The sequence below is a fragment of the Mesorhizobium sp. M2E.F.Ca.ET.219.01.1.1 genome, assembly GCF_004016445.2.
Taxonomy (GTDB): Bacteria; Pseudomonadota; Alphaproteobacteria; order Rhizobiales; family Rhizobiaceae; genus Mesorhizobium.
Map to the genome: position 1 here is coordinate 364,432 of NZ_SADT02000003.1, position 25,271 is coordinate 389,702.

A 25,271-nucleotide genomic window follows, 5' to 3' on the forward strand; every position below is an offset into this window, starting at 1 on the left:
GATGTTCATCCCCTTCTTCCTCGAACTGAAGGCCGCGCGGGTTCCCGTTTCGCTCAGGGAATATCTGTCGCTGCTGGAGGGGCTGGAAGCCGGGCTCGTCGACTATGACGTCGAGGCTTTCTACTATCTGGCCCGCTCGGCCCTGGTGAAGGACGAGCGCCATATCGACCGTTTCGACCAGGTGTTTGCGCATGTCTTCAAGGGCGTCGAGGCGCTTGGCGGTCCCGACGCCGTCGATGTCGCCAACATCCCGGAGGAATGGCTGCGCCGTTTGGCCGAAAAGCACCTGACCGACGAGGAGAAAAAACTGGTCGAGGCTTTGGGCGGCTTCGACAAGCTGATGGAAACCTTGAAGCAGCGGCTCGATGAACAGAAAGGCCGCCACCAGGGCGGCTCGAAATGGATCGGCACCGGCGGCACCTCGCCCTTCGGCGCCTATGGTTACAACCCCGAAGGCGTGCGCATCGGCCAGCACGAGAGCCGGCATCGCCGCGCGGTGAAGGTTTGGGACAAGCGCGAATTCAGGAATTTCGACGATACCGTCGAGCTCGGCACCCGCAACATCAAGGTGGCGCTGAAGCGGTTGCGCCGCTGGGTGCGCGAGGGCGCCGAGGAGGAGTTCGACCTGCCCGGCACCATCCACGCCACCGCCGAGCACGGCTATCTCGACGTCAAGACCAGGCCCGAGCGGCGCAACGCCGTGAAGCTCCTGATGTTTTTCGATGTCGGCGGCTCGATGGACGACCACATCCGCGGCGTCGAGGAATTGTTTTCCGCCGCGCGCGCCGAGTTCCGCCAGCTCGAATATTTCTACTTCCACAACTGCCTCTACGAGCGCGTCTGGAAGGACAATCGCCGCCGACTGGCCGAGACGATCCCGACCTTCGACCTCATCCACAAATACGGGCCGGACTATAAGGTGATCGTCGTCGGCGACGCCTCGATGAGCCCTTACGAGATTGCGCATCCGGGTGGCTCGGTCGAGCATTGGAATCCGGAGGCCGGCAGCGTGTGGCTCACGCGGCTCTTGCAGCAATGGCCGAATGCGATTTGGCTCAATCCGGAAGCCGAGAAGAACTGGCGCTACACGCATTCGATCGCCATGATCGGCGAGATCTTCGGTGGTCGCATGTTCCCGCTGACATTGGCCGGGCTGGAGGCAGCGACAAGGCAGTTGTCGCGCAAGCATTAGCTCGCTTTCGCTGGCAGCGCTTGTAACAAAGGCCTATGTTTCGGCGAATACCCGTTGCAAGCAACAACGAGCCGCCAAGGCCGAGGAGATTTCATGGACACCCACGCCTATCCCGTCACCCGCACCGATGCCGAGTGGCGCGCCCGGCTGACGCCGGAGCAATATGCCGTCATGCGCAACCACGGCACCGAGCGCCCCGGCAGCTGCGCCCTGCTCTATGAGAAGCGCGCCGGCACCTTCCATTGCGTCGGCTGCGACCAGCCGCTGTTCGAATCCAAGCTCAAGTTCGAGAGCGGCACCGGCTGGCCGAGCTTCAACGATCCGGTGCCGGGCTCGATCGAGACCACCGTCGACCGCAGCTACGGCATGGTCCGCACCGAATGCCATTGCTCGCGCTGCGGCAGCCATCTTGGCCATGTCTTCGAGGACGGCCCGCCCCCGACCGGCCTGCGCTATTGCATCAACGGCGTGGCGTTGCGCTTCGAGCCGTCGGCCTGACCTGTCTCGGATCATGACTTCGCAAAGGGCGGCTTCGGCCGCCCTTTTTCATGTCGAGCAATTCCAAGAAAAGTGTGAGGCGGTTTTCCGTCGGGAATTGCTCAATAGAAAAGCCTCTCAACCGACAGCCGTCGCGATCAACCAGAGCGCGGAACCCAGCATCATCAGCTGCGCCTTGAAGCCGCCGGCCTTCTCCGCCGTCCGCCAGACGGCGACCGTCAGGAAGATGTTGAAGGGAACGGGGAGGAAATGCACCGTCAGCACCAGCCAGAGCGGCAGCTTCAGCCCGAGCAGCACGAGCGCTAGCGCCGACGAGGCGATGTTGATTGCCGTGCCGACCAGCAGCATGTCGCGCCAGAACAGCCGGTCGAGCGGCGCTTCGCCTCTCCAGCGGGCACGGAAAAAGTCCGTCATCCCCGGCGACCTATCTCCGCCCCAGCACTTCGGTCACCGCTTCTTCGAAGCGTGAGCATTCCCTCACCAGCCAGTCGGTCATGGCCGGCCAGTTGTCCTCGGCATAGCAGTTCACATGCCAAAGTGAATTGATGCCGAGACCTTGCGCGCTCTGCTCCGGCTTGAGCTTCAGCCTCGCCTCGATCGCCGGCTGGAACGGCTTCAGGCGAGACCATGAGTCCGTTGCGCCGAACTTTTCATTGCGGCCGAAGAACACGCCGACATGGTTCTGCGCCGGCGCGACATACATCGAAAGGACCAAGGCGAAATCCGGCAACCCGCGCTGCCAGAACCACGGTCCGCGCCGCGCCATCCTTGGCCTTTCTTCCGGATGCCGTTCGGCGAACAGCGCCCAGAAACCGCGATGGCGGAACTCCGAGGCGCGGCGGCCGCCGAAGTCGAACTCGTTCATGGCCGGCCTCCGGCCACGCGGCTCAGACCATGCCGAGAGCGGCCTTGTAGAGATCGAGGATGGACTCCTCTTCCTGGCGCTCCGCCTGGTCCTTCTTGCGCAGCCGCACGATGGTGCGGATCGCCTTGGTGTCGAAGCCGGTGCCCTTGGCTTCGGCATAGACATCCTTGATGTCGTCGGAGATCGTCTTCTTCTCTTCCTCGAGCCGCTCGATGCGCTCGATGATGGTGCGCAGCTGGCCGGCGGCTACAGTCTGGCTGGTCTCGGTGATTTCGTCGGCCATTTTTCTCTCCGCGTCTTAAGTGCCGCGACTCTGGCGGCAAATTGGAGCGGGTTCGATGCCCGAGCGGACGCTGCGGGTCAAGACACTTGTCGAGTGCCTGTGGACGGCTGCTGTCAGCCACCCATCAGGGATCGCGAGCCGATCGTCATTTAAATGCGATCAAGAGATCCTTCGCGTCGATCTGGTCGCCGGCCTTGACCAGCACCTCGGCGATCTCGCCGTCGCGTTCGGCGTGCAGCGCGGTTTCCATCTTCATCGCTTCGATCGACAAGAGCACATCGCCCGCCTTGACCGCCTGTCCAGGCGCGACGGCAAGCGCCGACACCACGCCCGGCATCGGCGCGCCCACATGCCCCTCATTGCCGGGCTCGGCCTTGCGGCGCGCCTTGGCGGCGGAAGCGCCATGCGCCCGGTCCGGCACCTTGATGCGGCGCGGCTGGCCGTTGAGCTCGAAGAACACGGTGACCATGCCCTTGTCGTCGACGTCGCCGAAAGCCTGGCAGCGAACGACCAGGGTCTTGCCCTTCTCGATGTCGAGGAAGATCTCGTCTTCCGACTTCATGCCGTAGAAATAGGTCGGAGTCGGCAGCACGCTCACCGGTCCGTAGGTCTCCTGCGCGGCGGCGAAATCGGTGAACACCTTCGGATACATCAGCCAGGAAGCGAACTCATACTCCGAGAGCTTGCGCTCGAGTTTCGTCTCGATGTCCTTGCGGCTTGCCTTGAGGTCGGCGGGCTTCAACAGCGAGCCGGGCCTAACTGTGATCGGCTTCTCGCCCTTCAGCGCCTTCTTCTGCAGCGCCGCCGGCCAGCCGCCTGGCGACTGGCCCAGATCGCCGCGCAGCATCGACACGACCGAATCCGGGAAGGCGATGTCCTTGGCCGGGTTCTCGACATCCGCGACGGTGAGGTCCTGGCTCACCATCATCAGCGCCATGTCGCCGACCACCTTGGACGACGGCGTCACCTTGACGATGTCGCCGAACATCAGGTTGACGTCGTGATAGGCCTGCGCGACCTCGTGCCAGCGCGTCTCGAGGCCAAGCGAGCGGGCCTGTTCCTTGAGGTTGGTGAACTGGCCGCCCGGCATCTCGTGCAGATAGACTTCCGAGGCCGGTCCCTTCAGATCGCTCTCGAAGGCGGCGTACTGGTTGCGCACCGCCTCCCAGTAGAAGGAGATGTGGCGGATCCACTGCGGGTCGAGGCCGGGATCGCGCTCAGTGCCCTTCAGCGCCTCGACGATGGAGCCGAGGCAGGGCTGCGAGGTGTTGCCGGAGAAGGAATCCATTGCCGCGTCGATGGCGTCCGCGCCGCTCTCCACCGCCGCCAGCACCGTCGCCGCCGAGAGGCCCGACGTGTCATGCGTGTGGAAATGGATCGGCAGGTCGGTCGCTTCGCGCAGCGCCTTGAACAGGACGCGGGCCGCGGCGGGCTTCAGCAGCCCGGCCATGTCCTTGACGGCGATGATATGCGCGCCGGCCGCTTCCAACTCCTTGGCCAGCCCGACATAATATTTGAGGTCGTATTTGGCGCGCGCCGGATCGAGGATGTCGCCGGTGTAGCATATCGCCGCTTCGACCAGCTTGCCTTCGGCCCCGACCGCGTCCATGGCGACGCGCATGTTCTCGACCCAGTTCAGGCAGTCGAAGACGCGGAACAGGTCGACGCCGCCGCTCGCTGCCTGCTTGACGAAATGCTGCACGACATTGTCGGGATAGTTGGTGTAGCCGACGCCGTTGGCCCCGCGCAAAAGCATCTGCAGCAGAAGGTTTGGCGCCGCCTCGCGCACCTTGCTCAGCCTCTCCCACGGATCCTCGGTAAGGAAGCGCATGGCGACGTCGAAGGTCGCGCCGCCCCAGCATTCCAGCGACAAGAGCTGCGGCAGGGCGCGCGCGTAGGTCCCGGCGATGCCGACGATGTCATAGGTGCGCATGCGCGTGGCGAGCAGCGACTGGTGGCCGTCGCGCATCGTCGTGTCGGTGACCAGCACCTGGCGCTGCTCCCGCATCCAGGCCGCGAATTTCTCCGGGCCGAGCGCATCGAGCCTCTGCTTGCTGCCGTCCGGGATATGGCCGTTGAGATAGGGCACCACCGGCGCGGCCGCATTGGCCTTCGGCACCGGCCGGCCGCGCGTTTCGGGATGGCCGTTGACGCTGACATCGGCCAGATAGGTGAGCAGCTTGGTGGCACGGTCCTGCCGCTTCACCTGCTCGAACAGTTCCGGCGTCGTGTCGATGAACTTGGTCGTGTAGGAATTGTCGGCGAAGCGCGGGTGGTTGATAATCGCTTCAAGGAAGGTGAGGTTGGTGGCCACACCCCGGATGCGGAACTCGCGCAGCGCCCGGTTCATGCGCGAGATCGCTTCGCCCGGCGTCGGCGCCCAGGCCGTCACCTTTTCCAGCAGCGGATCGTAGAAGCGGGTGATGACCGCGCCCGAATAGGCGGTGCCGCCGTCGAGCCGGATGCCGAAGCCGGCCGCCTCGCGATAGGCGGTGATGCGGCCGTAATCCGGGATGAAATTGTGCTCCGGATCCTCGGTGGTGATGCGGCACTGCAGCGCGTGGCCGTTGAGCCGAATATCCTTCTGCGCCGGCACGCCGGATTGCTTGGTGCCGATGGCAAAGTCGTCGAGGATGTGGATCTGCGCCTTGACGATGTCGATGCCGGTCACCTGCTCGGTGACGGTGTGCTCGACCTGGATGCGGGGATTGACCTCGATGAAGTAGAACTTGCCGGTGTCGGCATCCTGCAGGAATTCGACCGTGCCGGCGCCGATATAGCTGGTCTCGCGCGCGATCTTGAGCGCATAGCCGCAGAGCTCTTGGCGCAGCTCTTCGCTCAAATAAGGCGCCGGCGCGCGTTCCACGACCTTCTGGTTGCGGCGCTGGATCGAGCAGTCGCGCTCGAACAGATGCACCGCATTGCCGTGGGTGTCGCCCAGCACCTGGACCTCGACATGGCGAGCCCGCTCGATCAGCTTTTCGAGATAGACCTCGTCCTTGCCGAAGGCGGCCTTGGCCTCGCGCTTGCCTTCCATCACCTCGCGCGCGAGATCGGCCTCGGCGCGGATGGCGCGCATGCCGCGGCCGCCGCCGCCCCATGAGGCCTTCAGCATCACCGGATAGCCGATCTGAGCGGCGAGCTTCTTGACCTCGTCCATGTCGTCCGGCAGCGGATCGGTTGCCGGCACGACCGGCACGCCGACCTCGATCGCGAGGTTGCGCGCGGCGACCTTGTTGCCCAGCCGGCGCATCGTTTCCGGCTTCGGCCCGATGAAGGTGATGCCGGCCGCCGCACAGGCCTCGGCGAATTCCGGGCTTTCCGACAGCAGGCCGTAGCCAGGATGGATGGCGTCGGCGCCCGACAGCCTGGCGACCCGGATCACCTCCTCGATCGACAGGTAGCTCTCGATCGGGCCCATGTCCTTGGCAAGATGCGGCCCGCGCCCGACCTGGTAGCTCTCGTCGGCCTTGAAGCGGTGCAGCGAATATTTGTCCTCCTCCGCCCAGATCGCCACGGTTTTGAGACCGAGCTCATTGGCCGCGCGGAACACGCGGATGGCGATTTCGGACCGGTTGGCGACGAGGATCTTCGTGATTGCCAAGGACAGGGCTCCAGCAGCGTAAAGGAGGTGAATGGCGAATGATTAGCGTGAAAATGCTGCAGCGCAAACAAATTTGCGCGACAGCTAAAACGATTTAACTCGCTTGTTTGCGGCAGACGCGTCGTTACCGCCCCTCCGCCGGTCCGCCGTGGGCGGCCAGAGCGCGTTCCGAGCCGCCGGGTGGAGTTTCCGGCCGGCCGCGGCCGCGCAAACGAAGATGCCCGGCGCAAGGGCCGGGCATCCATTGCAAGTCGGCTTCTATTTGCCGGCTTATTTCTCGAAGTAGCTGTACTTGCCGTCGTCACCCTTCTTCCATTCGTAGATGACGTAGTCGGGACGGGTGATGTCGCCCTTGGCGTCGTAGCCGATCTCGCCAATAACCGTCTTCCACGGACCGCCGGACTTGATCACTTCGGCAACCTTCTGCGCATCGTCGGCCGAACCGACCTTGGCGATGGCCTGGGCGATGATCTGCACGGCGGCATAGGAGTAGAGCGTGTAGGCTTCCGGCTCGAAGCCGGCGGCGCGGAACTTCTCCACGACTTCCTTGGCGTCCGGATTCTTGCGCGGATCCGGAGCGAAGGTGTTGAGCGTGCCGGCAACCGCGTCGCCCGCGATCGAGGCCAGTTCGTTGGAAACGATGCCATCGCCCGAGAACATCGGCGCCTTCAAGCCCTGGTCGGCCGTCTGACGGATGATCAGGCCGGCTTCGGTGTGCAGGCCACCCCAGTAGATCAGGTTGACATTGTTTTCCTTCATCTTGGCGATGAGGGCCGAGAAGTCCTTGTCGCCGACATTGATGCCTTCATACATCACTTCCTTGATGCCGTTGGCATTGAGGTTCTTCTTGGTCTCGTCGGCAAGACCCTGCCCATAAGGCGTCTTGTCGTGGACGATGGCGATCTTGGCGTCCTTGAAGTTCTTGGCGATGTAGTCGCCGGCCACCTTGCCCTGCTGGTCGTCGCGACCGCAGGTGCGGAACGTGTTCCACAGGCCGCGCTCGGTAAGCTTCGGATTGGTTGCCGACGGAGTCATGACGAGGATGCCGTTTTCGGCATAGACTTCCGAAGCCGGAATGGTCACGCCCGAATTGAAGTGGCCGTCGACGAACTTGACGCCGTCGGCGACGAACTTGTTGGCGACCGAGATGCCCTGCTTGGGATCGGAGACGTCGTCACCGATCTCGATCTTGAGCTGCTGGCCATTGACGCCACCCGCCGCGTTGATGTCGGCGACCGCCTGCTCGGCGCCCTTCTGCAGCTGTGCGCCGAAGGCGGCGTTCGGGCCGGTGATCGGACCGGCGACGCCGAGCAGGATGTCAGCGGCCCACGCGCTGCCGCTGAACGCGATGAACGCGGTCAGCGCAACGGCGGACAAGAGTGATTTTTTCATTGAAACGCTCCCATTTACGGAGTGGGCGTGGATGATACTTTCATGCGATGCCCACCCTTATCGCAGAAAGCATAGAATGCCGATTTTCAGGCACTTGTCACGCCGATTCGTCCCTGAAGCGGCGTAATGGTGAACGTCAACCTTTCGGCTTCCAGCTTAACAAGGAAGCTCTTTCGTAGAGCCAGTTATACTGTGTGACCATTTGGTTGGTGCGCGTGTATTGATAGCCCAGGAAGCCAAGGATCATCAGCACGATGGTGTCGACGAGATAGTAATGCAGTGAGAACATCGTGCCGTCGAACAGCGCGTGATGGATGAACCGGATGCCTATGCCGAGACCGAGCATATAGAAGAACAGCTGAACGTGGCTGCTCCAGGTCTGAGCGGCGGCCTTGCCGGTCATCCACGCCGCCCAGCCGCCAAGCAGGCAGGTGACGAACAGGAACTGCCAGATCGAGGCTTCTTCGTAGATAATGCCCATGGTGAAGACTCCTCTTAGTGATGTCCGCCTTCGAGATAGGCGGCGCGCACTTCCGGATTGGCGAGCAGTTCCTTGCCGGTGCCGCTCATCGTCACATTGCCGTTGACCATGACATAGCCGCGCGTGGCGAGCTTGAGCGCGCCAAAGGCGTTCTGCTCGACCAGGAACACGGTCAACCCTTGCGACTTATTCAATTCGCGGATGGCGTCGAAGATCTGCTTGACGATCAACGGTGCGAGACCCAGCGACGGCTCGTCGAGCAATAGAAGCTTCGGCCGCGCCATCAGCGCGCGGCCGATCGACAGCATCTGCTGTTCGCCGCCCGATAGCGTGCCGCCGCGTTGGCCGATGCGTTCCTTCAGTCGCGGGAACAGTGCGAACACCTTCTCGACGTCCTCGTCGTAATGCTTGAGGTTATCGAGGCTGGCGCCCATCTGCAGGTTTTCCATCACCGTCATGCGCGGAAAAATGCGGCGTCCTTCCGGCGACTGGGCAACGCGCAGGCGGGCGATCTCATGTGTCGGCATCTGGGTGATATCGGTGCCGGCGAAGGTGATGGTGCCCGCGCGAGCGCGCGGAGCTCCAAAAATGGTCATCATCAATGTCGACTTGCCGGCGCCGTTGGCGCCAATCAGCGCCACGATCTCACCCTGGTTGACCTGCACGTTGACGCCATTGAGCGCCCGGATGTTGCCGTAATAGGTCTCGACGCCCTTGATATCGAGCAGCGTTGTGCCGGCCATTATTTGCGCCCTCCAGGCTTGCCCGCTGTGGGCTTGGCCGCTGTTTCCTTGGCGGCCGGCTTCTTCGGCGCCGCTTTCGCAGTGCTGGATTTCGCGGCCGGTTTGGCTGCCGGTTGGGGCTTTCTGGCGATTGACGCGGCGCGCGCATCGACCTGCGCCGCTTTCGAAGCGCCCTTCGACACCGTGACCCGTTCGCCCTCGTCAGCGTGTTCGAACGTATCGGAAACCGGTCCCGCCATCATCGAAGCGGAATTGCCAGGGCCATGCGCTGAGTCAGGGCCCGTATCGAGCTGCTCGATGACATCCTCGTCGCCGACTTCGACGAGCACTTCCTGCACTTCCTCGTCGTCGACGCCGAGATAGGCGGCGATGACGCGCGGGTCGGTGCGGACCGTCTGCGGACTGCCGTCGGAGATCTTGCGGCCGTATTCGAGCACGACGACATGGTCGGAGATCTGCATGACCACCGACATGTCGTGCTCGATCAGCAGGATCGACGTGCTGTTTTTGATGTCCATCAAGAGTTCGTTGAGCGCCGCCGACTCTCTCGGATTGAGACCGGCGGCCGGCTCGTCGAGGCACAGAAGCTCGGGACCGGTGCACATGGCGCGCGCGATCTCCAGACGTCGCTGCGCGCCATAGGGCAGGTCGCCCGCCGGGTCGTCGGCGCGGTCGACGAGATCGGCCTTTTCCAGCCAATGCCTGGCCAGCTCGATCGATTCGGCCGAGGCCTGGCGATAGCTCGGAAAGCCGAACAGGCCAAGGAAGGTGTAGCCCGAGGCCTTCATCAGCTTGTTGTGCTGGGCCACCAGCAGGTTTTCGAGCAGCGTCATGCCCGAGAACAGGCGGATGTTCTGGAAGGTGCGAGCGACGTTGGCGCGTGCCGGGATCTCGTGATTGGGCAGGCGCTCCAAGAGGTAGGTCGAGCCGTCACGTTTGTTGAGCGTGATCATGCCCTCGGTAGGCTTGTAGAAGCCGGTGATGCAGTTGAACACCGTTGTCTTGCCGGCGCCGTTCGGGCCGATCAGCGCGGTGATCTCGCCGCGCCTGGCCTGGAACGACAGGTCGCCGATGGCGACCAGGCCGCCGAACTTCATCGACAGATGCTCGACCTGCAGGATGAAGTCGCTCGAAGAAGGAGTCGTGTTCATCAGCCGTGGCCCTCCTTGGTGAAGGACCCTGAGACCGCTCTTCGCTCCTTGAGGAAGGCTGTCGGTTCTCGACTGCCGACGAAGCCGCGCGGCTTCCACAGCATGACGATGACCATGGCCATGCCGAACAAAAGCATGCGGTAAAGCTCCGGCGTGAAGTCGGGGCCGAACACGACCTTGAGGAAGCCGAGCTCGCGCAGGATCTCGGTGCCGCCGATCATCACCAGTGCCGCTACCGCGATGCCGCCCAGCGAACCCATACCGCCGAGCACGACGATGGCGAGGATGATCGCCGATTCCAGGAAGACGAAGGATTCAGGACTGACGAAGCCTTGCCGGGCGGCAAAGAACGAGCCGGCAAAGCCGCCGAACATGGCGCCGGTGGCAAAGGCCGTCAGCTTTGTGGTGGTGGTGTTGATGCCGAGCGAGCGGCAGGCGATTTCATCCTCGCGCAGCGCCTCCCAAGCGCGGCCCACCGGCAGGCGGCGAAGCCTGATGGTGACGAAGGCGGTGAGGAAGCAAAGCGCCAGGATCAGATAATAGAGGAAGATCTTGTAGTAGGCGCCCGACTGGGCGATGTGCAGCACCTTGGCGATGTAATTCGGGTCAGACACGTTGAACGACATCAGCCCGAAGAATGAGACTTTCGGAATGCCGGAAATGCCGGCCGAGCCGTTGGTTACTTCGCGCCAGTTGATGATCACCAGCCTTATGATCTCCCCGAACGCCAACGTCACGATCGCCAGATAGTCGCCGCGCAACCTGAGCACCGGGAAACCGAGCATGACGCCCCAGAAGGCGGCCATGCAGCCGGCGGCTGGCAGCAGGATCCAGAATGACAGCCCGAAATGCGTGCCGAGCAGCGCATAGGCATAGGCGCCGACGGCATAGAAGGCGACGTAGCCGAGATCGAGCAGGCCGGCGAGGCCGACAACGATGTTCAAGCCCCAGGCCAGCATCACATAGATCAAGATCTGGATGCCGAAATTGTCGACCCATTTAAGCGAACCCTGGAAGCCGAAAGCGAGCACCATCGCGATCGGATAAAGCAGCAACACGACGATGCCGATCTTGTTGAAGTTCCGGCGCACGAAACCAGGTTCCGCCACGACCGCTGGCGCCTTGGCCTTTTCGGCCTTGGCCCGCTCCATCGCCGGCTGCGCGTAGCCGACGTAGAGGAAGCGGCCGACGGCGGTTGCGATAACCACCAGGGCAAGCAGCAGCCAGCGCTGCACCAGGATCAGTTCGTTGCTGATGTTCTGGTCGGTCCTGAGGCCGATAAACAGAACGAACAGGCCAAGCGCGATGGCGCCAGCATAGAGCCCTTCGCGAAAAGCGCGCTGGATGGGAGGGGCGACGACGTCGCGCTCCGGGGACACAGTAGCGGCCATGAGGATCAGACCTTTTCGACTTCAGGCCGGCCCAGGATGCCGGAGGGCAGGAAGATGAGCACGATCGCCAGGATCGAGAAGGCGGCGACGTCCTTGTAGTCGATCGAGAAATAGGCCGACCACATGCTCTCGATGAAGCCGATCAACAGCCCGCCGAGCACCGCGCCGGGAAGCGAGCCGATGCCGCCGAGCACGGCCGCCGTAAAGGCTTTCACGCCCGGCACGAAGCCGTCCGAGAACACCACGACGCCGTAATACATCAGGAATAGCGTGCCCGCGACGGCGGCAAGGGCCGCGCCCATGATGAAGGTGATGGAGATGGTGCGGTCGACATCGATGCCGAGCAGCGCCGCCATCTTGCGATCCTGCTCGCAGGCGCGCTGGGCGCGGCCGAGCGCCGTTCGATTGACGAGGTACCAGAAGACTGCCAGCAGTATGATGGTGACGATCACGATGATGATCTGCTTCAGCGAGATGCTGATGCCGTCGATCGTGTAAACCTGGCTGACCAGCGGCGGGATCGGCTTGTTGCGCGGACCCTGGGTGACCTGCACGAAGTTGGACAGCGCGATCGACATGCCGATGGCGGTGATCAGCGGCGCCAGCCGGAACGAACCGCGCAGCGGCCGGTAGGCCACCTTCTCGATCGTCCAGTTGTAGAGGCTGGTCAGAAGCATCGCCACGATCATCATGATCAGAAGCGCCACCACGATCGGCACCGAATAGAACAGCGCGCCGAGGATCAGAAAGACGATGAGGGCGGTGAAGGCGCCGACCATGAAAATGTCGCCATGGGCGAAATTGATCATGCCGATGATGCCGTAGACCATCGTGTAGCCGATCGCGATCAGCCCATAGATAGATCCCAGCGTCAGCCCATTGATAAGCTGCTGGACGAAGTACTGCATATTTATGCGGCTCCCCTGGAATGTCGCCCGTTTCCGGATCGCACTCCTTTTCGTATTTCCCCTAGTCGTAAAGTTTCGAGCCCGGATTGCAACGTGATTTTTCAATCGCTCTGCGTGGTTTGGAAGCACGCCGTCCGATTGCCCGTTTTTTCACACCCGACCCCTGGACTATCGCGGACCCTAGCATTGGCACAACGCAATGTCTTTGACGATTCAACCTCATGATGGGCCTCCCGTCGAAGAAATCGGCGTCAAAATAAGTTGATGAGAAGAATCCTTGCGCCAACCGAAGCGCCCGGTTTCCTGCCACCGCGCCTTCCGTTAGGTCAGGATTCCGTCATCTGTGACGAGCATGTGACGGTGCGGCGCCCTTTGGCCGAGGGCGCCACGCCACATCGGAAAACCTTGAAGCGAGGTCTCAGTAAGCAGAGCCTCCTTCTCCATTGAGACTGTGCTTTTCGGTGCCTTTGAGCGGCGGATTGAAGACGCTCACCAGCACCATGTCGCCGGCGCTGTCGGCGCGCAGGAAATGGTCGTCATGGGCATCGAGCACGTAGACCGTGCCCGGCTCGACGCGATGAACGGTGCCGCTCATGTCCTCGACCTCGCCGCTGCCGGAGATGCAGTAGCAGGCCTCCAGGTGCCGCCGGTACTGCAGTCGCGATTCGCTGCCGGCGCGCACCACCGTGTGACATATGGTGAAGCCCATGCCGTCTTGGCTCGTCAGCAGCCGATGGCTGGTGCCATTGCCCCAATCGACGAAGAAGTCAGTTTTTTCTACATCGGCCAATTGTCTGGTGAACATCGTTGTCTTTCCATGAGATGAGGTTTGAGAAGCGGCAGCGCGCGTCGAATTCGGCGGCAGGCATCGACTTTTTGGTCTCGCCCAGTTAGATTTTGTGCCGCTGGCTAAGATCAATGACTCAAGTCGAATCGTGCTTCAAATGACGGATTTTGGCTTTTTCTGTTAGAGAATTTTACAGATGGACTATCTGCCACTGAATGCGATCCGGGCCTTTGAGGCGACCGCTCGCCATCTCAGTTTCTCCGCGGCCGGCGAGGAACTGCATGTCACCCACCCTGCCATCAGCCACCAGATCAGGCGCTTGGAGGAATGGCTTGGCGTCGCATTGTTTCATCGCGACGCCCGAAAGGTGCGCCTGACCGAGGCCGGGCTGATCCTGCAGGCGTCCGCCAGCGCGGCGCTGACGGAGCTGAGCGCGACCTGCCGCCGCATTCGCAGAAACGCCGCCCAGGCATCGCTGTCGGTGGGTTGCATTCCCTCCATCGCCAGCCGCTGGCTGGTGCCGCGCCTGTCGGATTTCACCGCGCGCCATCCCGAGATCGCGATCCGTGTAGCCTACGCCAAGGCCGAAGACCGGCTCGAAGACGACAACGACATCCTGATCACGCTCGGCGCCGATCCCTCGCCGCATGTCACGAGCCTCAAGCTGTTTTCCCGCATAAGCCGGCCTGCCTGCAGCCCGCACTACCTCGCGCGCAAGGGGCGGCTGGAAACGGTGGCGGCCATCGGGGCAGCCGACCTGTTGCATGACGAGACACGCCAGGGCTGGCAGGAATGGTTTTCCAAGGCCAGGATCGAAGGGCGCGATGTCGGCAGCGGCCCGGTTTTTGCCGATTTCAACATACTGGCGACGGCGGTCATTGCCGGCCACGGCGTGGCATTGTGCCCGGTCGAGGTGTTTCGCGAGGAGCTCAGGCGCGGCGACCTCGTCGTCCTCTCCGATATTTCGACCGACGACGACAAGGGTTATTTCCTGACGATGTCGGCGCAACCCTCGTCTGCCGAGTCCAAGTTCGCCGAATGGTTCCGCGATCAGGTTTCGATCAAAACCGAGGCCTGACCGCGAGGCGGCAGGATATTCCCGCTGACGATCACGTCACGATGAAGCCGTGCGCGAACGGATCGCGGTCGTCGATGAAGATGGTGTTCAACCCTGTCATCCGTGCCCAGCCGCCGATCGAGGGAATGATCGCCGGCTTGCCGGCAACGGAAACCTCTTTTTCGACCCTGCCCTTGAACAGCGAGCCGATGATCGATTCATGCACGAAGCTGTCGCCCACCTTGAGCTTGCCCTTGGCGTGGAGCTGCGCCATCCGCGCCGAGGTGCCGGTGCCGCAGGGCGAGCGATCGATCGCCTTGTCGCCGTAGAACACGGCGTTGCGCGCATCGGCCTCCGCGTTCCTCGGCTTGCCCGTCCACAGCATGTGCGAGAGCCGGTTGATGCCGGGATTCTCCGGATGCACGAAGGAATATTTCTCGTTGAGGCGCTGCCGCACGACTGGACTCCAGGCGATGAGGTCGCCGGCCGTGTAATCGGCCATGTCCTGATAGTTCTTCTGCGGCTCGACGATGGCGTAGAAATTGCCGCCATAGGCGACGTCGACGCTGATCTCGCCGAGCACCGGGCATTCGACGGTCAGGCCTGCGGCATAGAGGAAGGAGGGCACGTTGGTGATGCGCACCTCCTCGACATATTCACCGACCTGTTTGTATTCGGCGATGACCAGGCCGGCCGGCGTGTCGAGCCTGAGCACGCCCGGCGTCTTCGGCTTCACCAGCCCATGCTCGATGGCAAAAGTGACCGTGCCGATCGTGCCGTGGCCGCACATCGGCAGGCAGCCCGACGTCTCGATGAACAGGATGGCGATGTCGCAGTCCTCGCGCGTCGGCGGATAGAGGATCGAGCCCGACATCACGTCATGGCCGCGCGGCTCGAACATCAGCCCGGTGCGGATCCAGTCATATTCGGCCAAAAAATGCGCCCGCCGCTCCATCATCGTCGAGCCCTCGAGCAAGGGCCCGCCGCCGGCGACAAGACGCACCGGATTGCCGCAGGTGTGGCCGTCGATGCAGGTGAAGGTTTTTTTGGCCATCATACTCTCTTTTCAGAAACGCCCTGGGCGGAAAGGGGTGAGATCGAGCGGCGGAGTCTGCCCGAGAACGAGATCGCGGATCAAGCTGCCGGTCGCCGCCGACTGGGTCAGGCCGAGATGGCCGTGGCCGAAAGCATAGTAGACGTTCGGCGCGCGCGCCGCGCCGATCACCGGCAGCGAGTCCGGCAGCGACGGGCGGTAACCCATCCACTCGCGGCCGCCCGACGGATCGAGCCCGGGGAGGAAACGTTTTGCTTTCTCCAGCATCGCTTTGGAACGGGCGAAATTGGGCGGCCGCTCGATGCCGCCGAGCTCGACGGCGCCGCCGACGCGCAGGCCTGTTTGCAGCGGCGTGATGACGAAGCCGTGTCCGGAAAAGATCAGCTGCCGCTTCACATCGAAGGCCGACGCCGGCAGCGTCGTGTTGTAGCCGCGCTCGGTTTCGAGCGGGATGCGGTCGCCGAGATTCTTTGCCAGGAGATGCGACCAGGCGCCGCCGGCAATCACAAGCTTCCCTGCCTTTCGCCTGGTGCCATTGGCCAGCACGATCGTGGCGCCGTTCGCACCTGCCTCTACGCGTTCGACCCGCGCATGCTCGAAACGGGCGCCAAGCTTTTCCGCATAGGCCCAGACCGCCTTGCCGAGCAGCTTCGGATCGGCGACCGTCTTCCAGCCCGGCACGAAGGTGCCCTTGACGAAGCGCGGCGAAAGACCTGGCTGGAGCGCGGCCATCTCCTCGCCTTCGACATGGCGGAAGCCGATGCCGAAACGCTGGCGCTCGGCCCAGCCGGGCAGCGAGGCGCGGAACTCCGCCTCGCTCTCATAGAATTCCAGCGAGCCGTCCTCGCGCAGCATCGGCCGCGTGCCGGAGCGGTCGAGCAACCCCATCCATTCGGCTTCGGCGAGCCTCATTATGCCCACCTGCGCCGCCAGGCTCGCTTCGTAATGCTTCGCCGCGCCCGCCCGCCAGAAGCGGATCAGCCAGGGCAGGAGCTTCGGCAGATAGGCCGGCGGAATGGCCAACGGCCCGAGCGGATCGGCGAGCCATTTCGGCAATTGCCGGATCATCCCCTTATGCGCCAGCGGCAGCACGTCGGAGAAGGCGAAGGCGGCGGCATTGCCGGAGCTCGTCTCCTCACAGATGCCGGTACGGTCGAAGACGGTGACGCTGCGCCCCGCCTCGGACAGGAGGGCCGCGGCGCAGATGCCGATGATGCCGCCACCGACAATGGCGATGTCTTCTCCTTCTCCCCGTTCACGGCGAGAAGGTGCCCGAAGGGCGGATGAGGGGCGGCGCCCGTCCTCCGAATTTTCCTGCACGTGAAGGCTGTCCCTTATTCGGCCGCCACCAGCCTGTCCGTCGATCGAGGAGACGTCTGGAGCGACGGCAGCGTCGGCCGCACCGCCAGCGCATCCCGCACAACCTTCTCGACCGCCTTGCGGCGTTCGCCCGACAGCGGTTGGCGCGGCATGCGCACGCGGTCATTGGTACCAATCGCCAGCACTTCGGCAAGCTTGATGTTTTGGACCAGATAGGTCGAGACATCGAGGTCGAGCAAGGGCCGGAACCAGCGGTAGATCGCCAGCGCTTCTTCGCGACGGCCCTCTCTCATCAGCTGGTAGATCGCGACGGTCTCGCGCGGGAAAGCGGTGACCAGGCCGGCGACCCAGCCGATGGCGCCCACCGACAGCGCCTCGAAGGCGAGATTGTCGACGCCGGTGAAGAGGTCATAGCGGTCGCCGAGCCGGTTGATGATCTCGGTCGAGCGGCGGATGTCGTCGGAGGATTCCTTGATGGCGACGAAGCGCTTGTCCGACGCCAGCTCCTCCATCAGGTCGACGGTGACGTCGACGCGATAGGCGAGCCGGTTGGAGTAGATCATCACCGGCAGGTCGCCCGCCTCGGCCACCGCGCGAAGGGCGGCGACCGTCTCTTGCCGGTCGGTGTGGTAGATCGGGCTCGGCACCACCATCAGGCCGTCGGCGCCTTCCTTGGCGGCGCGGCGCGCGATGCTCGCCGCCTCGCGGGTGCCGGGCTCATTGACGGACAAAAGCACCGGCTTCTTGCCAGCCACTTTCCGCGCCGTCTTCAGCACCTCTATCTTCTCGTCAGGCGACAACATGGGGCCTTCGCCCAGCGAACCGCAGACGATGATGCCGTCGCAGCCGGCGTCCATCTGCAGCCCGTAGCAGCGCTCCATCTCGGCATGGTCGAGGCCGTCGTCGGCGGTGAATTTGGTCGTGACGGCTGGGAAAACTCCGATCCACATGATCTGTTTCTCCGCTGATATATCAGTCGTATATCTATTAAGAATTGGCGTGTCAACGCTGAATCCGTTATGATATATGAAAAATATATCAGGAGCCTGCCGTTGATCTCCCCGCTGATATCCGCTGAGGCGAACGCCCCTTTCGAGCCGGCCGCAACCAAGGCCTACCGCGCGCTGGAGCACATGATCGTCACGCTCGAGCTGGCGCCGTCGAGCTTCGTCACGGAAGGCGCGCTGATCGATCGCCTGGGTCTCGGACGCACCCCGGTGCGCGAGGCAATCCAGCGGCTGGCCTGGGAAGGGCTTCTCGACATCAGGCCCCGCGCCGGCATCGCGGTCGCGCCGCTTCACGCCGGCGACTGGCTGCGGGTGCTGGATGCGCGGCGCGGCATCGAGGTCGTGCTCGCCCGCTCGGCCGCCCGCTTCGTCACACGCGAGGCCGCAGACCTGTTTCACGAGGCGGCTCTGGCGATGCAGAAGGCGGTGATCTCGGGCAACGTGCTTGCCTTCATCCAGGCCGACAAGGCGCTCGACGAAGCGCTGGCCATCGCCGCCGACAACCCCTTCGCGGCGCGTGTGGCCGCCCCCTTGCAGAGCCACAGCCGCCGCTTCTGGTTCCGCTACAAGGCCGACACCGGCCTCGCCGAATCGGCCGAGCACCATGTCGCGCTGATCCGCTCGGTCCTCGACGGCGACGAGGAAGGCGCCGCCAAGGACGCCAAGAAACTGATGGCGCTGCTGCGCTCCCACGCCGAGGTGGCCGCCACGCGTTGAGCAGGGCAGTACCTGCTCGAGGTCAGCCGCCCGGCTGCCCGACCGCGGTCGCCAGCGTATCCTCCCACCCCTCGCCGGCGGCCAGGATGCAGCTCTGGCCTTTGACGTCGGTCATCAGGATGGTCCAGGTTCCGCTTGCCGAGACGAACACCTCGAAGATGGCGGCTTGGCCGGCCACGCCATAGCCCAGCCGCTTCTCCTCGAATGCTTCCGCCAGCCTCGCGACCAGATAGTCATGGTGGCCGCAGATGACTTGCGCCCACGCCGGAACAGCCGGCAGCGCCATCAGGGCGCCAACGGTTGCAAGCTTGACCCATCGAAACGAAAATTCGCGTGCCATGGGGCACCTCCTTCGCCTTCGCATTCCGGCAAGGGAGGCACATACGGCCGCCTCAGTGTGCCGGAAGGCTCCAGGCCGGATTCGACGTCTTCATCACGTCACTCCTTCTGGTTTCCGGTCTGTCCTGGGGAGATCATCACTCCCTGGATTCGATATGGTGAAGCGTCGCACCGTAAACAAGCGCTCCACGAACCGCTGGCCATCGCCGCCGACAACCCCTTAGTGTCACCGCGGCCAAGTCGCGGTGAGGCGATCGGTCAGCCTTCGGCAGCCTCCTTCCGAGCCGCCCACTTCAACAGGGCATCGAGAGCCGGGCACAGTGCCTGACCCCAGTCGGTCAGACAGTATTCGACCTTCGGCGGCACCTGGTGATGGACGATGCGGCGGACGATGCCGTCGGCTTCCATCTGCCTGAGTTGCTGGATCAGCATCTTTTGCGAGATCGCGGGAATGGCCCGCTCGAGGTCGGAGAAGCGCAGCACCTTGCCGCCGAACAGATGAAACAGGATCACCAGCTTCCACCGACCTTCAAGAATGCGCAGCACGTTCTCGACGCCGATCGCCGCGGATGAAGGCGTCAGAGCCTCAGGCTTACTTTCGGGTAAGTACCTTACTTTTTCGTCGGTTCTTGTCATTTCCACAGCATACCTCATCTTAGCGGCCGACAACAGCCGCCCCCCTCCCACGGACGGGCCGCATCCAATCGGAGACAAACCGTGACTGTGACCCTTCCTCCGCCGCTGGCAGATTACTTCGTCGCTAGCAACCGCCACGACATCGGCGCGATGCTCGCGCCTTTCACGCTGGACGCCATCGTCAAGGACGAAGGCGAGACCCATCGCGGAACCGAAGCGATCCGTCTTTGGATGCAAAGCACGACCGACAAATATCACGCGAAAGTCGAGGTGAAGGAGGCCAGTGTCACAGCCAACGCATGGCGGATCGCCGGTATCGTCTCCGGAGATTTCCCCGGCAGTCCGATAACGCTCCACTACAATTTCACGCTGGGCGGCGACCGGATCGCGAAACTGGAGATTGGCCTATGACCATCCGGCAGACACTCGCCACCGATGACCTCCGGGGCAAGCGCGTGCTGGTGACCGGCGGCACCAAGGGCGCAGGCGAAGCTATCGTTCGCCGGCTTGCCGCGGCAGGTGCAAGGGTCGCGACGACCGCCCGTTCGCCCGACGCCGGATCACCGGCGGAACTCTTCGTGCAAGCTGACGTCGCCACTCTCGACGGCGCGGCAAAGGTCGCCGCCGCCACTATCGACGGACTTGGCGGCATCGACATCGTCATTCACAGCGTCGGCGGTTCGAAAAGCCCGGGCGGCGGATTTGCGGCGCTGTCCGACCGGATCTGGCAGGATGAACTCAACCTCAATCTGCTTGCGGCGGTAAGGCTCGACCGATTGCTTGTTCCCGAGATGATCAAGCGGGGATCGGGCGCGATCGTTCACATTTCGTCGATCCAGCGCCGCCTGCCCTTGCACGAATCCACCATCGCCTATGCGGCGGCAAAGGCTGCGCTCTCGACCTACAGCAAGGCACTATCCAAGGAACTCGGCCCCAAAGGCATCCGCGTCAACGCCGTAGCGCCAGGCTGGATTCACACCACGGCATCGGAAGCCATGGTCAAGCGTTTGGCCGCTCATGCTGGGTCGGACGAGGAAGCCGCGCGTCAGAGCATCATGGATGCGCTTGGCGGCATCCCCATCGGCCGGCCGGCATGGCCGCAAGAGATCGCCGAGTTGGTCGCCTTTCTGGTTTCGGATCGCGCATCGGCAATCCATGGCGCCGAATACGTCATCGACGGCGGCACGATCCCGACGGTCTGAACGGCGTCTTGCCATCAGACCTCGCTGCGGGGGAGCCTTCGCTAGGTCCCCGGCAGCGACGCGGTGATCGTCGGGCTGTCCCATCCCTCGCCGACGGAGAGCACGCAGCTCTGGCCCTTGGTATCCGAGGCCAGCACTGTCCAGCTGCCCTGATCCGAGACGAAGATCTCAAGCACGACGTTCGGATTGATCAGCCCGCGCCCGGCCTCGGTTTCGTGGAATTTGTCGCCCAGCGCCTTGATGATGTCGGCGCGCGCCGCGCATTGCGCCGCCGCGCTTGCCGGGGCGGCTCCAAGGGTGATCGCCGCCGTCGCTAACATTGCCGCCACAACAAATCGTGTCACCTGACACCTCCTCGCGCCAGACGAGTACCCCGGCTGCCACCGGCGCTGTTTGATTGCCTGCACGCATGGCAGGAATACAGGCTAAGACGGATACCGGTCTGTTGGTTCCATCACACGGCGATGGAATTTTAGGAGGTGCGGATACGCTCTCGACGTCCCGTTCTTGGAATCAGGCACCTGGGTTGGACACGGGGCCGAAAAAGCGAGAGGTCGAAGCTGCACAAAAAAGAAGCGCGGTTTGCACCGCGCTTCCTCTAAGTCTCTTAGAAAACCGTCCGGCTAGTTCATCGTCGGGATGACGAATTCCGCGCCGTCCTTGACGCCCGCCCGCGCGCCCGCAGCCGAAGGCGAGGACGCGCAAACAAGAAAACCGTCCGGCTAGTTCATCGTCGGGATGACGAACTCGGCGCCGTCCTTGATGCCGGACGGCCAGCGCGAGGTAACCGTCTTGGTCTTGGTGTAGAAGCGGAACGCGTCCGGGCCGTGCTGGTTGAGGTCGCCGAAGGACGACGCCTTCCAGCCGCCGAAGGTGTAGTAGGCGATCGGAACCGGGATCGGCACGTTGACGCCGACCATGCCGACCTGAACGCGCGAGGCGAAGTCACGGGCTGCGTCGCCGTCGCGAGTGAAGATGGCGACGCCGTTGCCCATCTCGTGGTCATTGGCGAGCTTGATGGCATCCTCGTAGCGCGGCGCACGCACCACCGAGAGCACCGGCCCGAAGATTTCTTCCTTGTAGATGCGCATGTCGGCGGTGACGTTGTCGAACAGGCAGCCGCCCATATAGTAGCCGTTCTCATAGCCCTGCATCTTGAAGCCGCGGCCGTCGACGACGAGCTTGGCGCCTTCCTTGACGCCGATATCGACGTAACCCTTCACGCGCTCCAGCGCCTGTGCCGTCACCAGCGGACCGAAGTCGGCGGAAGAATCCGTCGACGGGCCGACCTTCAGGCTTTCCACGCGCGGCACCAGCTTTTCCATCAGCCGGTTGGCGGTGTCGTTGCCGACCGGGACCGCCACCGAGATCGCCATGCAGCGCTCGCCGGCCGAGCCGTAGCCGGCGCCGATCAGCGCATCGACCGTCTGGTCCATGTCGGCGTCGGGCATGATGATCATGTGGTTCTTGGCGCCGCCGAAGCACTGCACGCGCTTGCCCGAGGCGGTGCCGCGCGAATAGATGTAGTGGGCGATCGGCGTCGAGCCGACGAAGCCGATCGCCTTGATGTCCGGATCGTCGAGGATGGCGTCGACCACTTCCTTGTCGCCGTTGACGACGTTGAGGATGCCCTCGGGCAGGCCGGCCTCGATGAAGAGCTCGGCGATACGCAGCGGCACGCCTGGGTCGCGTTCGGACGGCTTCAGGATGAAGGCGTTGCCGCAGGCGATGGCCGGCGCGATCTTCCACAGCGGGATCATGGCCGGGAAGTTGAACGGGGTGATGCCGGCGACGACGCCGAGCGGCTGGCGCATCGAATAGACGTCGATGCCGGGGCCGGCGCCGTCGGTGAACTCGCCCTTCATCATATGCGGCGCGCCGATACAGACCTCGACCACTTCGAGGCCGCGCTGGATGTCGCCCTTGGCATCGGCGATGGTCTTGCCATGCTCGCGCGCCAGGATGTCGGCCAGTTCGTCATAGTCGCGCTGGGCCAGTTCGAGAAACTTCATCAGCACGCGCACGCGGCGCTGCGGGTTGGTGGCGGCCCATTTCGGCTGCGCCGCCTTGGCGTTCTCGACCGCGGCGCGCAATTCCGCCTGCGAGGCCAGCGCCACGGTGCCGCGCACGGAGCCGTCCATCGGCTGCATCACATCCTGCTTGCGGCCGCTGGTGCCGGCGACACGCTTGCCGCCGATGAAATGACCGTATTCGATCATCGTTTCTCTCCCTTGTTTGGTGATGGCGCATTGTCCGCCTTTGCGGCGGCGATGGCAACGCGAGGAAGATCGCAACCGTTGTGCGGAAAATAGACAGCGACGGCGGAGTGTGCATTAATTGTCGCAAATGGCAGCACCGCAAAGATATCCGCCCAAAGACCACAGATTGAGTTCCTTCGCGCCCCCCTCTGTCCTGCCGGACATCTCCCCCACTTGGGGGGAGATTAGCAGCTTTGCCGCCGGCACCACCTCCTGCAACGCTGGTGATTGGCGAAAGCCGGCGCGACATCTGATCTCCCCCCCTGTGGGGGAGATGTCCGGCAGGACAGAGGGGGGCGCGACAGAACGCGGCCTTGATCGTTATCACAAGGACCACCCCCATGAACTGGGATGACGTCCGCATCTTTCTCGCCGTGGCGCGCGCCGGCCAGATCCTGGGTGCCGCCAAACGTCTGGAGCTCAACCACGCTACCGTTTCGCGCCGCATCGCCGCGCTCGAGGAGGCGTTGCGCACAAAGCTCTTCCGCCGCCTGACCACCGGCAGCGAGCTGACGCCGGCTGGCGAGCGCTTCCTCGACATAGCCGAGCGCATGGAAGGCGACATGATCGCCGCGCGTTCGACCATTGCCGGCGAAGGCGACGACGTGTCCGGCACGGTGCGCATCGGCGCGCCCGACGGCTTCGGCGTCGCTTTCCTGGCAAAGCGGCTGGGCGAACTGACCGCTTTGCACCGCGAGCTCACCATACAGCTGGTGCCGGTGCCGCGCTCCTTCTCGCTGTCGCGCCGCGAGGCCGATATCGCGATCACCGTCGAGCGGCCGACCGAAGGTCGGCTGGTGGCGGGCAAGCTGGTCGACTACACGCTGGGGCTGTTCGCGTCGCGCGCCTATGCCGAGGCCAACGGCCTGCCCCAAACGCCAGCGGAACTCGCCCGGCACACGCTGATCGGCTATGTGCCGGACCTCATCGTCAGCCCCTCGCTCGACTATGCCGCCGAGTTCAGCCCCGAATGGCGCACCAGCTTCGCCATCTCCTCGGCGCTCGGCCAGGCCGAAGCGGTGCGTTCCGGCGCCGGCATCGGCATCCTGCACACTTTCGTCGCCCGTTCGATGCCGGAGCTGGTGCCCGTCGACATCGTCGCGCCGATCCGCCGCGCCTACTGGCTGGTCTATCATGAATCGGTGCGGCCGCTGCGCCGAGTCCAGCTCGTCGCCAATTTCATCACCAAGGCGGTGGAGCGGGAGAAGGGCTTGTTCGTCTAGAACACGATCTAATGGCCGCTTAAGCGAACCTACCCAGTTTCCAGCACAAGGATTTTCGCCGATCGACTCTGTTCGTGCTGGCGGGCGGCATGCCTAGGAGATTGGCCGAAACGGTCTGGCCTCGTCATCCACGGGCGGAGCAAGGAGCGTAGCGACGCGCGCAGACCCGAGGATCCATTCCGCGACTTTCGAGCGCTGCTGCGGTGCAGAATTCTGCTCCGCTGCATTCCACGGTCACGGTCACGGAATGGATTCCAGGGTCTCCGCGACGCCGCTTCGCGGCTGCTCCGCCCTGGAATGACGAGGTTGGAGAGGCCTCCGCCAATCGCCAGCGTCTGCGCTGATTTCATGGAAATGGACGGTGAAAATCTTGCCTAATCCGCGTCGAGCACGAACGAGCTCACGATCTTGTCGGCCTGATCCGCAAACGGCGCCCATTTGCGCGCCGCCTCGTCGGCGCTGTCGGCCGAGACCCCGCAATCGATAAAGCCGTAATGCGAGCTGCGCAGCGTCAGCGCGATGCGGGAATGGCCGTAGAAACTGACGTTCTCATCGGCATAGTGGAAATCCATGTCGGCGATCCGCACCGGATAGCCGTCCGGGAAATGCGCCAGCCTGTCCTGGCTGAAGCTGGCCGATCGATAAGCGACGCCGACCGTGGTCTGCCAGTTGCTCATCTGCCAGTCTTTCTCCATGAACGCCCTGACATCAGGCGGATTGTCCGGAGCGGTCGGATCGTAGGCATTTTGCGACACCCTGCAGGTCAGGCCTTTTTCGCCGGATTTGACCTTGAGCCGGATGGTATTGTCAAAGGCGGTTTCGCTCGCCCACTCCTCGGGATAGGTCAGCGAAAAGCCGTGCTCCCTATCGTGAACGGTCTTGTCCGCGGCAAGTGCAGCCGAGGCGCAGGTGAGATACGCGGCCGCCGCCAAAAGAAAAAGACGCATTCCAAAGTCCCCTCGCTGCCGCCGACCTTATCACAGGCAGTTGGTCCTTGCCGCCTTGCCTCCGCCACAAATTCAGCCACTGTGGCACCAGCGCGCCTAGCCATGTCATGATGGGGCGCCAGAGCAATCTAGGAATTGCGTCAGAACAAAGAGATAGAGCGGTTCGCCGTGAAACGGTGAAACGCTCTGAGGGACAATCTTCGGAACGCCGGCGGG

Annotated in this window: 26 protein-coding genes; 7 read left to right on the forward strand and 19 right to left on the reverse strand. The window is 63.5% G+C overall.

All coding sequences use genetic code 11. The features are described from left to right. Position 1 precedes the first annotated feature (1 nt). Positions 2 to 1,192 (forward strand): VWA domain-containing protein, encoded by a 1,191-nt coding sequence (locus EN862_RS19055; RefSeq protein ID WP_127865545.1) that lies wholly within the window; start codon positions 2 to 4, stop codon positions 1,190 to 1,192. Positions 1,193 to 1,285: 93 nt separating this feature from the next. Continuing rightward, complete coding sequence (msrB, locus tag EN862_RS19060; RefSeq protein ID WP_127865544.1) at positions 1,286 to 1,690, forward strand: peptide-methionine (R)-S-oxide reductase MsrB; 405 nt, start codon at positions 1,286 to 1,288, stop codon at positions 1,688 to 1,690. 117 nt (positions 1,691 to 1,807) lie between these two features. Here msrB and EN862_RS19065 read toward each other — a convergent pair whose 3' ends face one another. From EN862_RS19065 to EN862_RS19115, 11 genes are all read right to left on the reverse strand, one after another. Then, positions 1,808 to 2,104 carry a hypothetical protein gene (locus tag EN862_RS19065; protein WP_127865543.1) on the reverse strand — a complete coding sequence of 99 codons (297 nt, stop codon included), beginning with the start codon at positions 2,102 to 2,104 and terminating at the stop codon, positions 1,808 to 1,810. Positions 2,105 to 2,114: 10 nt separating this feature from the next. Further along, the gene (locus EN862_RS19070; RefSeq protein ID WP_127865542.1) at positions 2,115 to 2,555 is read right to left on the reverse strand and encodes a hypothetical protein; all 441 of its coding nucleotides are present in this window, start codon (positions 2,553 to 2,555) and stop codon (positions 2,115 to 2,117) included. 22 nt (positions 2,556 to 2,577) lie between these two features. Beyond that, positions 2,578 to 2,838 (reverse strand): DUF2312 domain-containing protein, encoded by a 261-nt coding sequence (locus tag EN862_RS19075; protein WP_040991643.1) that lies wholly within the window; start codon positions 2,836 to 2,838, stop codon positions 2,578 to 2,580. Positions 2,839 to 2,983: 145 nt separating this feature from the next. After that, a complete protein-coding gene (gene pyc, locus EN862_RS19080; RefSeq protein WP_127865541.1) occupies positions 2,984 to 6,442 on the reverse strand; it encodes a pyruvate carboxylase in 3,459 nt (1,152 codons plus the stop codon). Positions 6,443 to 6,712: 270 nt separating this feature from the next. Further along, positions 6,713 to 7,834, reverse strand: a complete 1,122-nt coding sequence (locus tag EN862_RS19085; protein WP_127865540.1) for a branched-chain amino acid ABC transporter substrate-binding protein — start codon at positions 7,832 to 7,834, stop codon at positions 6,713 to 6,715. Positions 7,835 to 7,970: 136 nt separating this feature from the next. Next, positions 7,971 to 8,315, reverse strand: coding sequence for a DUF6867 family protein (locus EN862_RS19090; protein ID WP_127865539.1), 345 nt, complete (start codon positions 8,313 to 8,315; stop codon positions 7,971 to 7,973). Positions 8,316 to 8,329: 14 nt separating this feature from the next. After that, a complete protein-coding gene (locus EN862_RS19095; RefSeq protein ID WP_127865538.1) occupies positions 8,330 to 9,058 on the reverse strand; it encodes an ABC transporter ATP-binding protein in 729 nt (242 codons plus the stop codon). Next, positions 9,058 to 10,209 (reverse strand): ABC transporter ATP-binding protein, encoded by a 1,152-nt coding sequence (locus tag EN862_RS19100; protein ID WP_127865537.1) that lies wholly within the window; start codon positions 10,207 to 10,209, stop codon positions 9,058 to 9,060. The genes EN862_RS19095 and EN862_RS19100 overlap by 1 nt, the downstream gene beginning before the upstream one ends. Beyond that, positions 10,209 to 11,600: a high-affinity branched-chain amino acid ABC transporter permease LivM gene (livM, locus tag EN862_RS19105; RefSeq protein WP_127865536.1), complete on the reverse strand. Its 1,392-nt coding sequence runs from the start codon at positions 11,598 to 11,600 to the stop codon at positions 10,209 to 10,211. The genes EN862_RS19100 and livM overlap by 1 nt, the downstream gene beginning before the upstream one ends. A gap of 5 nt (positions 11,601 to 11,605) precedes the next feature. Further along, on the reverse strand, positions 11,606 to 12,508 hold the full coding sequence (locus tag EN862_RS19110) for a branched-chain amino acid ABC transporter permease LivH (protein WP_127865535.1): 903 nt from the start codon (positions 12,506 to 12,508) through the stop codon (positions 11,606 to 11,608). Positions 12,509 to 12,926: 418 nt separating this feature from the next. Beyond that, positions 12,927 to 13,313, reverse strand: coding sequence for an ectoine synthase (locus tag EN862_RS19115; RefSeq protein WP_127865534.1), 387 nt, complete (start codon positions 13,311 to 13,313; stop codon positions 12,927 to 12,929). Positions 13,314 to 13,491: 178 nt separating this feature from the next. Between EN862_RS19115 and EN862_RS19120 the strand changes: the two genes are divergently transcribed. Continuing rightward, a complete protein-coding gene (locus EN862_RS19120; protein ID WP_127865533.1) occupies positions 13,492 to 14,373 on the forward strand; it encodes a LysR substrate-binding domain-containing protein in 882 nt (293 codons plus the stop codon). Positions 14,374 to 14,404: 31 nt separating this feature from the next. On the opposite strand, the gene EN862_RS19125 is transcribed toward EN862_RS19120, so the two are convergent. Genes EN862_RS19125 through EN862_RS19135 form a run of 3 tightly spaced genes read right to left on the reverse strand, consistent with a single transcriptional unit; the run spans position 14,405 to position 17,676 of the window. Next, on the reverse strand, positions 14,405 to 15,406 hold the full coding sequence (locus EN862_RS19125; protein ID WP_127865840.1) for a 4-hydroxyproline epimerase: 1,002 nt from the start codon (positions 15,404 to 15,406) through the stop codon (positions 14,405 to 14,407). Positions 15,407 to 15,418: 12 nt separating this feature from the next. Further along, positions 15,419 to 16,726 carry an FAD-binding oxidoreductase gene (locus EN862_RS19130; protein ID WP_127865532.1) on the reverse strand — a complete coding sequence of 436 codons (1,308 nt, stop codon included), beginning with the start codon at positions 16,724 to 16,726 and terminating at the stop codon, positions 15,419 to 15,421. Between the two features lie 14 nt (positions 16,727 to 16,740). After that, positions 16,741 to 17,676, reverse strand: coding sequence for a dihydrodipicolinate synthase family protein (locus tag EN862_RS19135; protein WP_127865531.1), 936 nt, complete (start codon positions 17,674 to 17,676; stop codon positions 16,741 to 16,743). Between the two features lie 69 nt (positions 17,677 to 17,745). On the opposite strand from EN862_RS19135, the gene EN862_RS19140 reads away from it, so the two are divergent. Continuing rightward, on the forward strand, positions 17,746 to 18,450 hold the full coding sequence (locus EN862_RS19140; RefSeq protein WP_245519644.1) for a GntR family transcriptional regulator: 705 nt from the start codon (positions 17,746 to 17,748) through the stop codon (positions 18,448 to 18,450). Between the two features lie 22 nt (positions 18,451 to 18,472). On the opposite strand, the gene EN862_RS19145 is transcribed toward EN862_RS19140, so the two are convergent. Both EN862_RS19145 and EN862_RS19150 read right to left on the reverse strand, forming a co-directional pair. Beyond that, a complete protein-coding gene (locus EN862_RS19145) occupies positions 18,473 to 18,790 on the reverse strand; it encodes a hypothetical protein (protein ID WP_127865530.1) in 318 nt (105 codons plus the stop codon). Between the two features lie 257 nt (positions 18,791 to 19,047). Next, positions 19,048 to 19,425, reverse strand: a complete 378-nt coding sequence (locus EN862_RS19150) for a winged helix-turn-helix transcriptional regulator (protein ID WP_127865529.1) — start codon at positions 19,423 to 19,425, stop codon at positions 19,048 to 19,050. Between the two features lie 81 nt (positions 19,426 to 19,506). On the opposite strand from EN862_RS19150, the gene EN862_RS19155 reads away from it, so the two are divergent. Both EN862_RS19155 and EN862_RS19160 read left to right on the forward strand, forming a co-directional pair. Beyond that, positions 19,507 to 19,836 (forward strand): nuclear transport factor 2 family protein, encoded by a 330-nt coding sequence (locus EN862_RS19155; protein WP_127865528.1) that lies wholly within the window; start codon positions 19,507 to 19,509, stop codon positions 19,834 to 19,836. Beyond that, complete coding sequence (locus EN862_RS19160; protein ID WP_127865527.1) at positions 19,833 to 20,627, forward strand: SDR family oxidoreductase; 795 nt, start codon at positions 19,833 to 19,835, stop codon at positions 20,625 to 20,627. Before EN862_RS19155 ends, EN862_RS19160 begins: the two co-directional genes overlap by 4 nt. A gap of 41 nt (positions 20,628 to 20,668) precedes the next feature. Here the strand turns inward: EN862_RS19160 and EN862_RS19165 are convergent, their stop codons facing one another. Next, positions 20,669 to 20,971, reverse strand: coding sequence for a hypothetical protein (locus EN862_RS19165; protein ID WP_095816627.1), 303 nt, complete (start codon positions 20,969 to 20,971; stop codon positions 20,669 to 20,671). A gap of 378 nt (positions 20,972 to 21,349) precedes the next feature. Further along, positions 21,350 to 22,846: a CoA-acylating methylmalonate-semialdehyde dehydrogenase gene (locus tag EN862_RS19170; protein ID WP_127865526.1), complete on the reverse strand. Its 1,497-nt coding sequence runs from the start codon at positions 22,844 to 22,846 to the stop codon at positions 21,350 to 21,352. A 380-nt stretch (positions 22,847 to 23,226) separates the two neighbouring features. Here EN862_RS19170 and EN862_RS19180 point away from each other — a divergent pair, with 380 nt between their 5' ends. After that, complete coding sequence (locus tag EN862_RS19180) at positions 23,227 to 24,108, forward strand: LysR family transcriptional regulator (RefSeq protein ID WP_127865525.1); 882 nt, start codon at positions 23,227 to 23,229, stop codon at positions 24,106 to 24,108. A gap of 374 nt (positions 24,109 to 24,482) precedes the next feature. On the opposite strand, the gene EN862_RS19185 is transcribed toward EN862_RS19180, so the two are convergent. After that, positions 24,483 to 25,055, reverse strand: a complete 573-nt coding sequence (locus tag EN862_RS19185; RefSeq protein ID WP_127865524.1) for a hypothetical protein — start codon at positions 25,053 to 25,055, stop codon at positions 24,483 to 24,485. Positions 25,056 to 25,271: the final 216 nt, after the last annotated feature.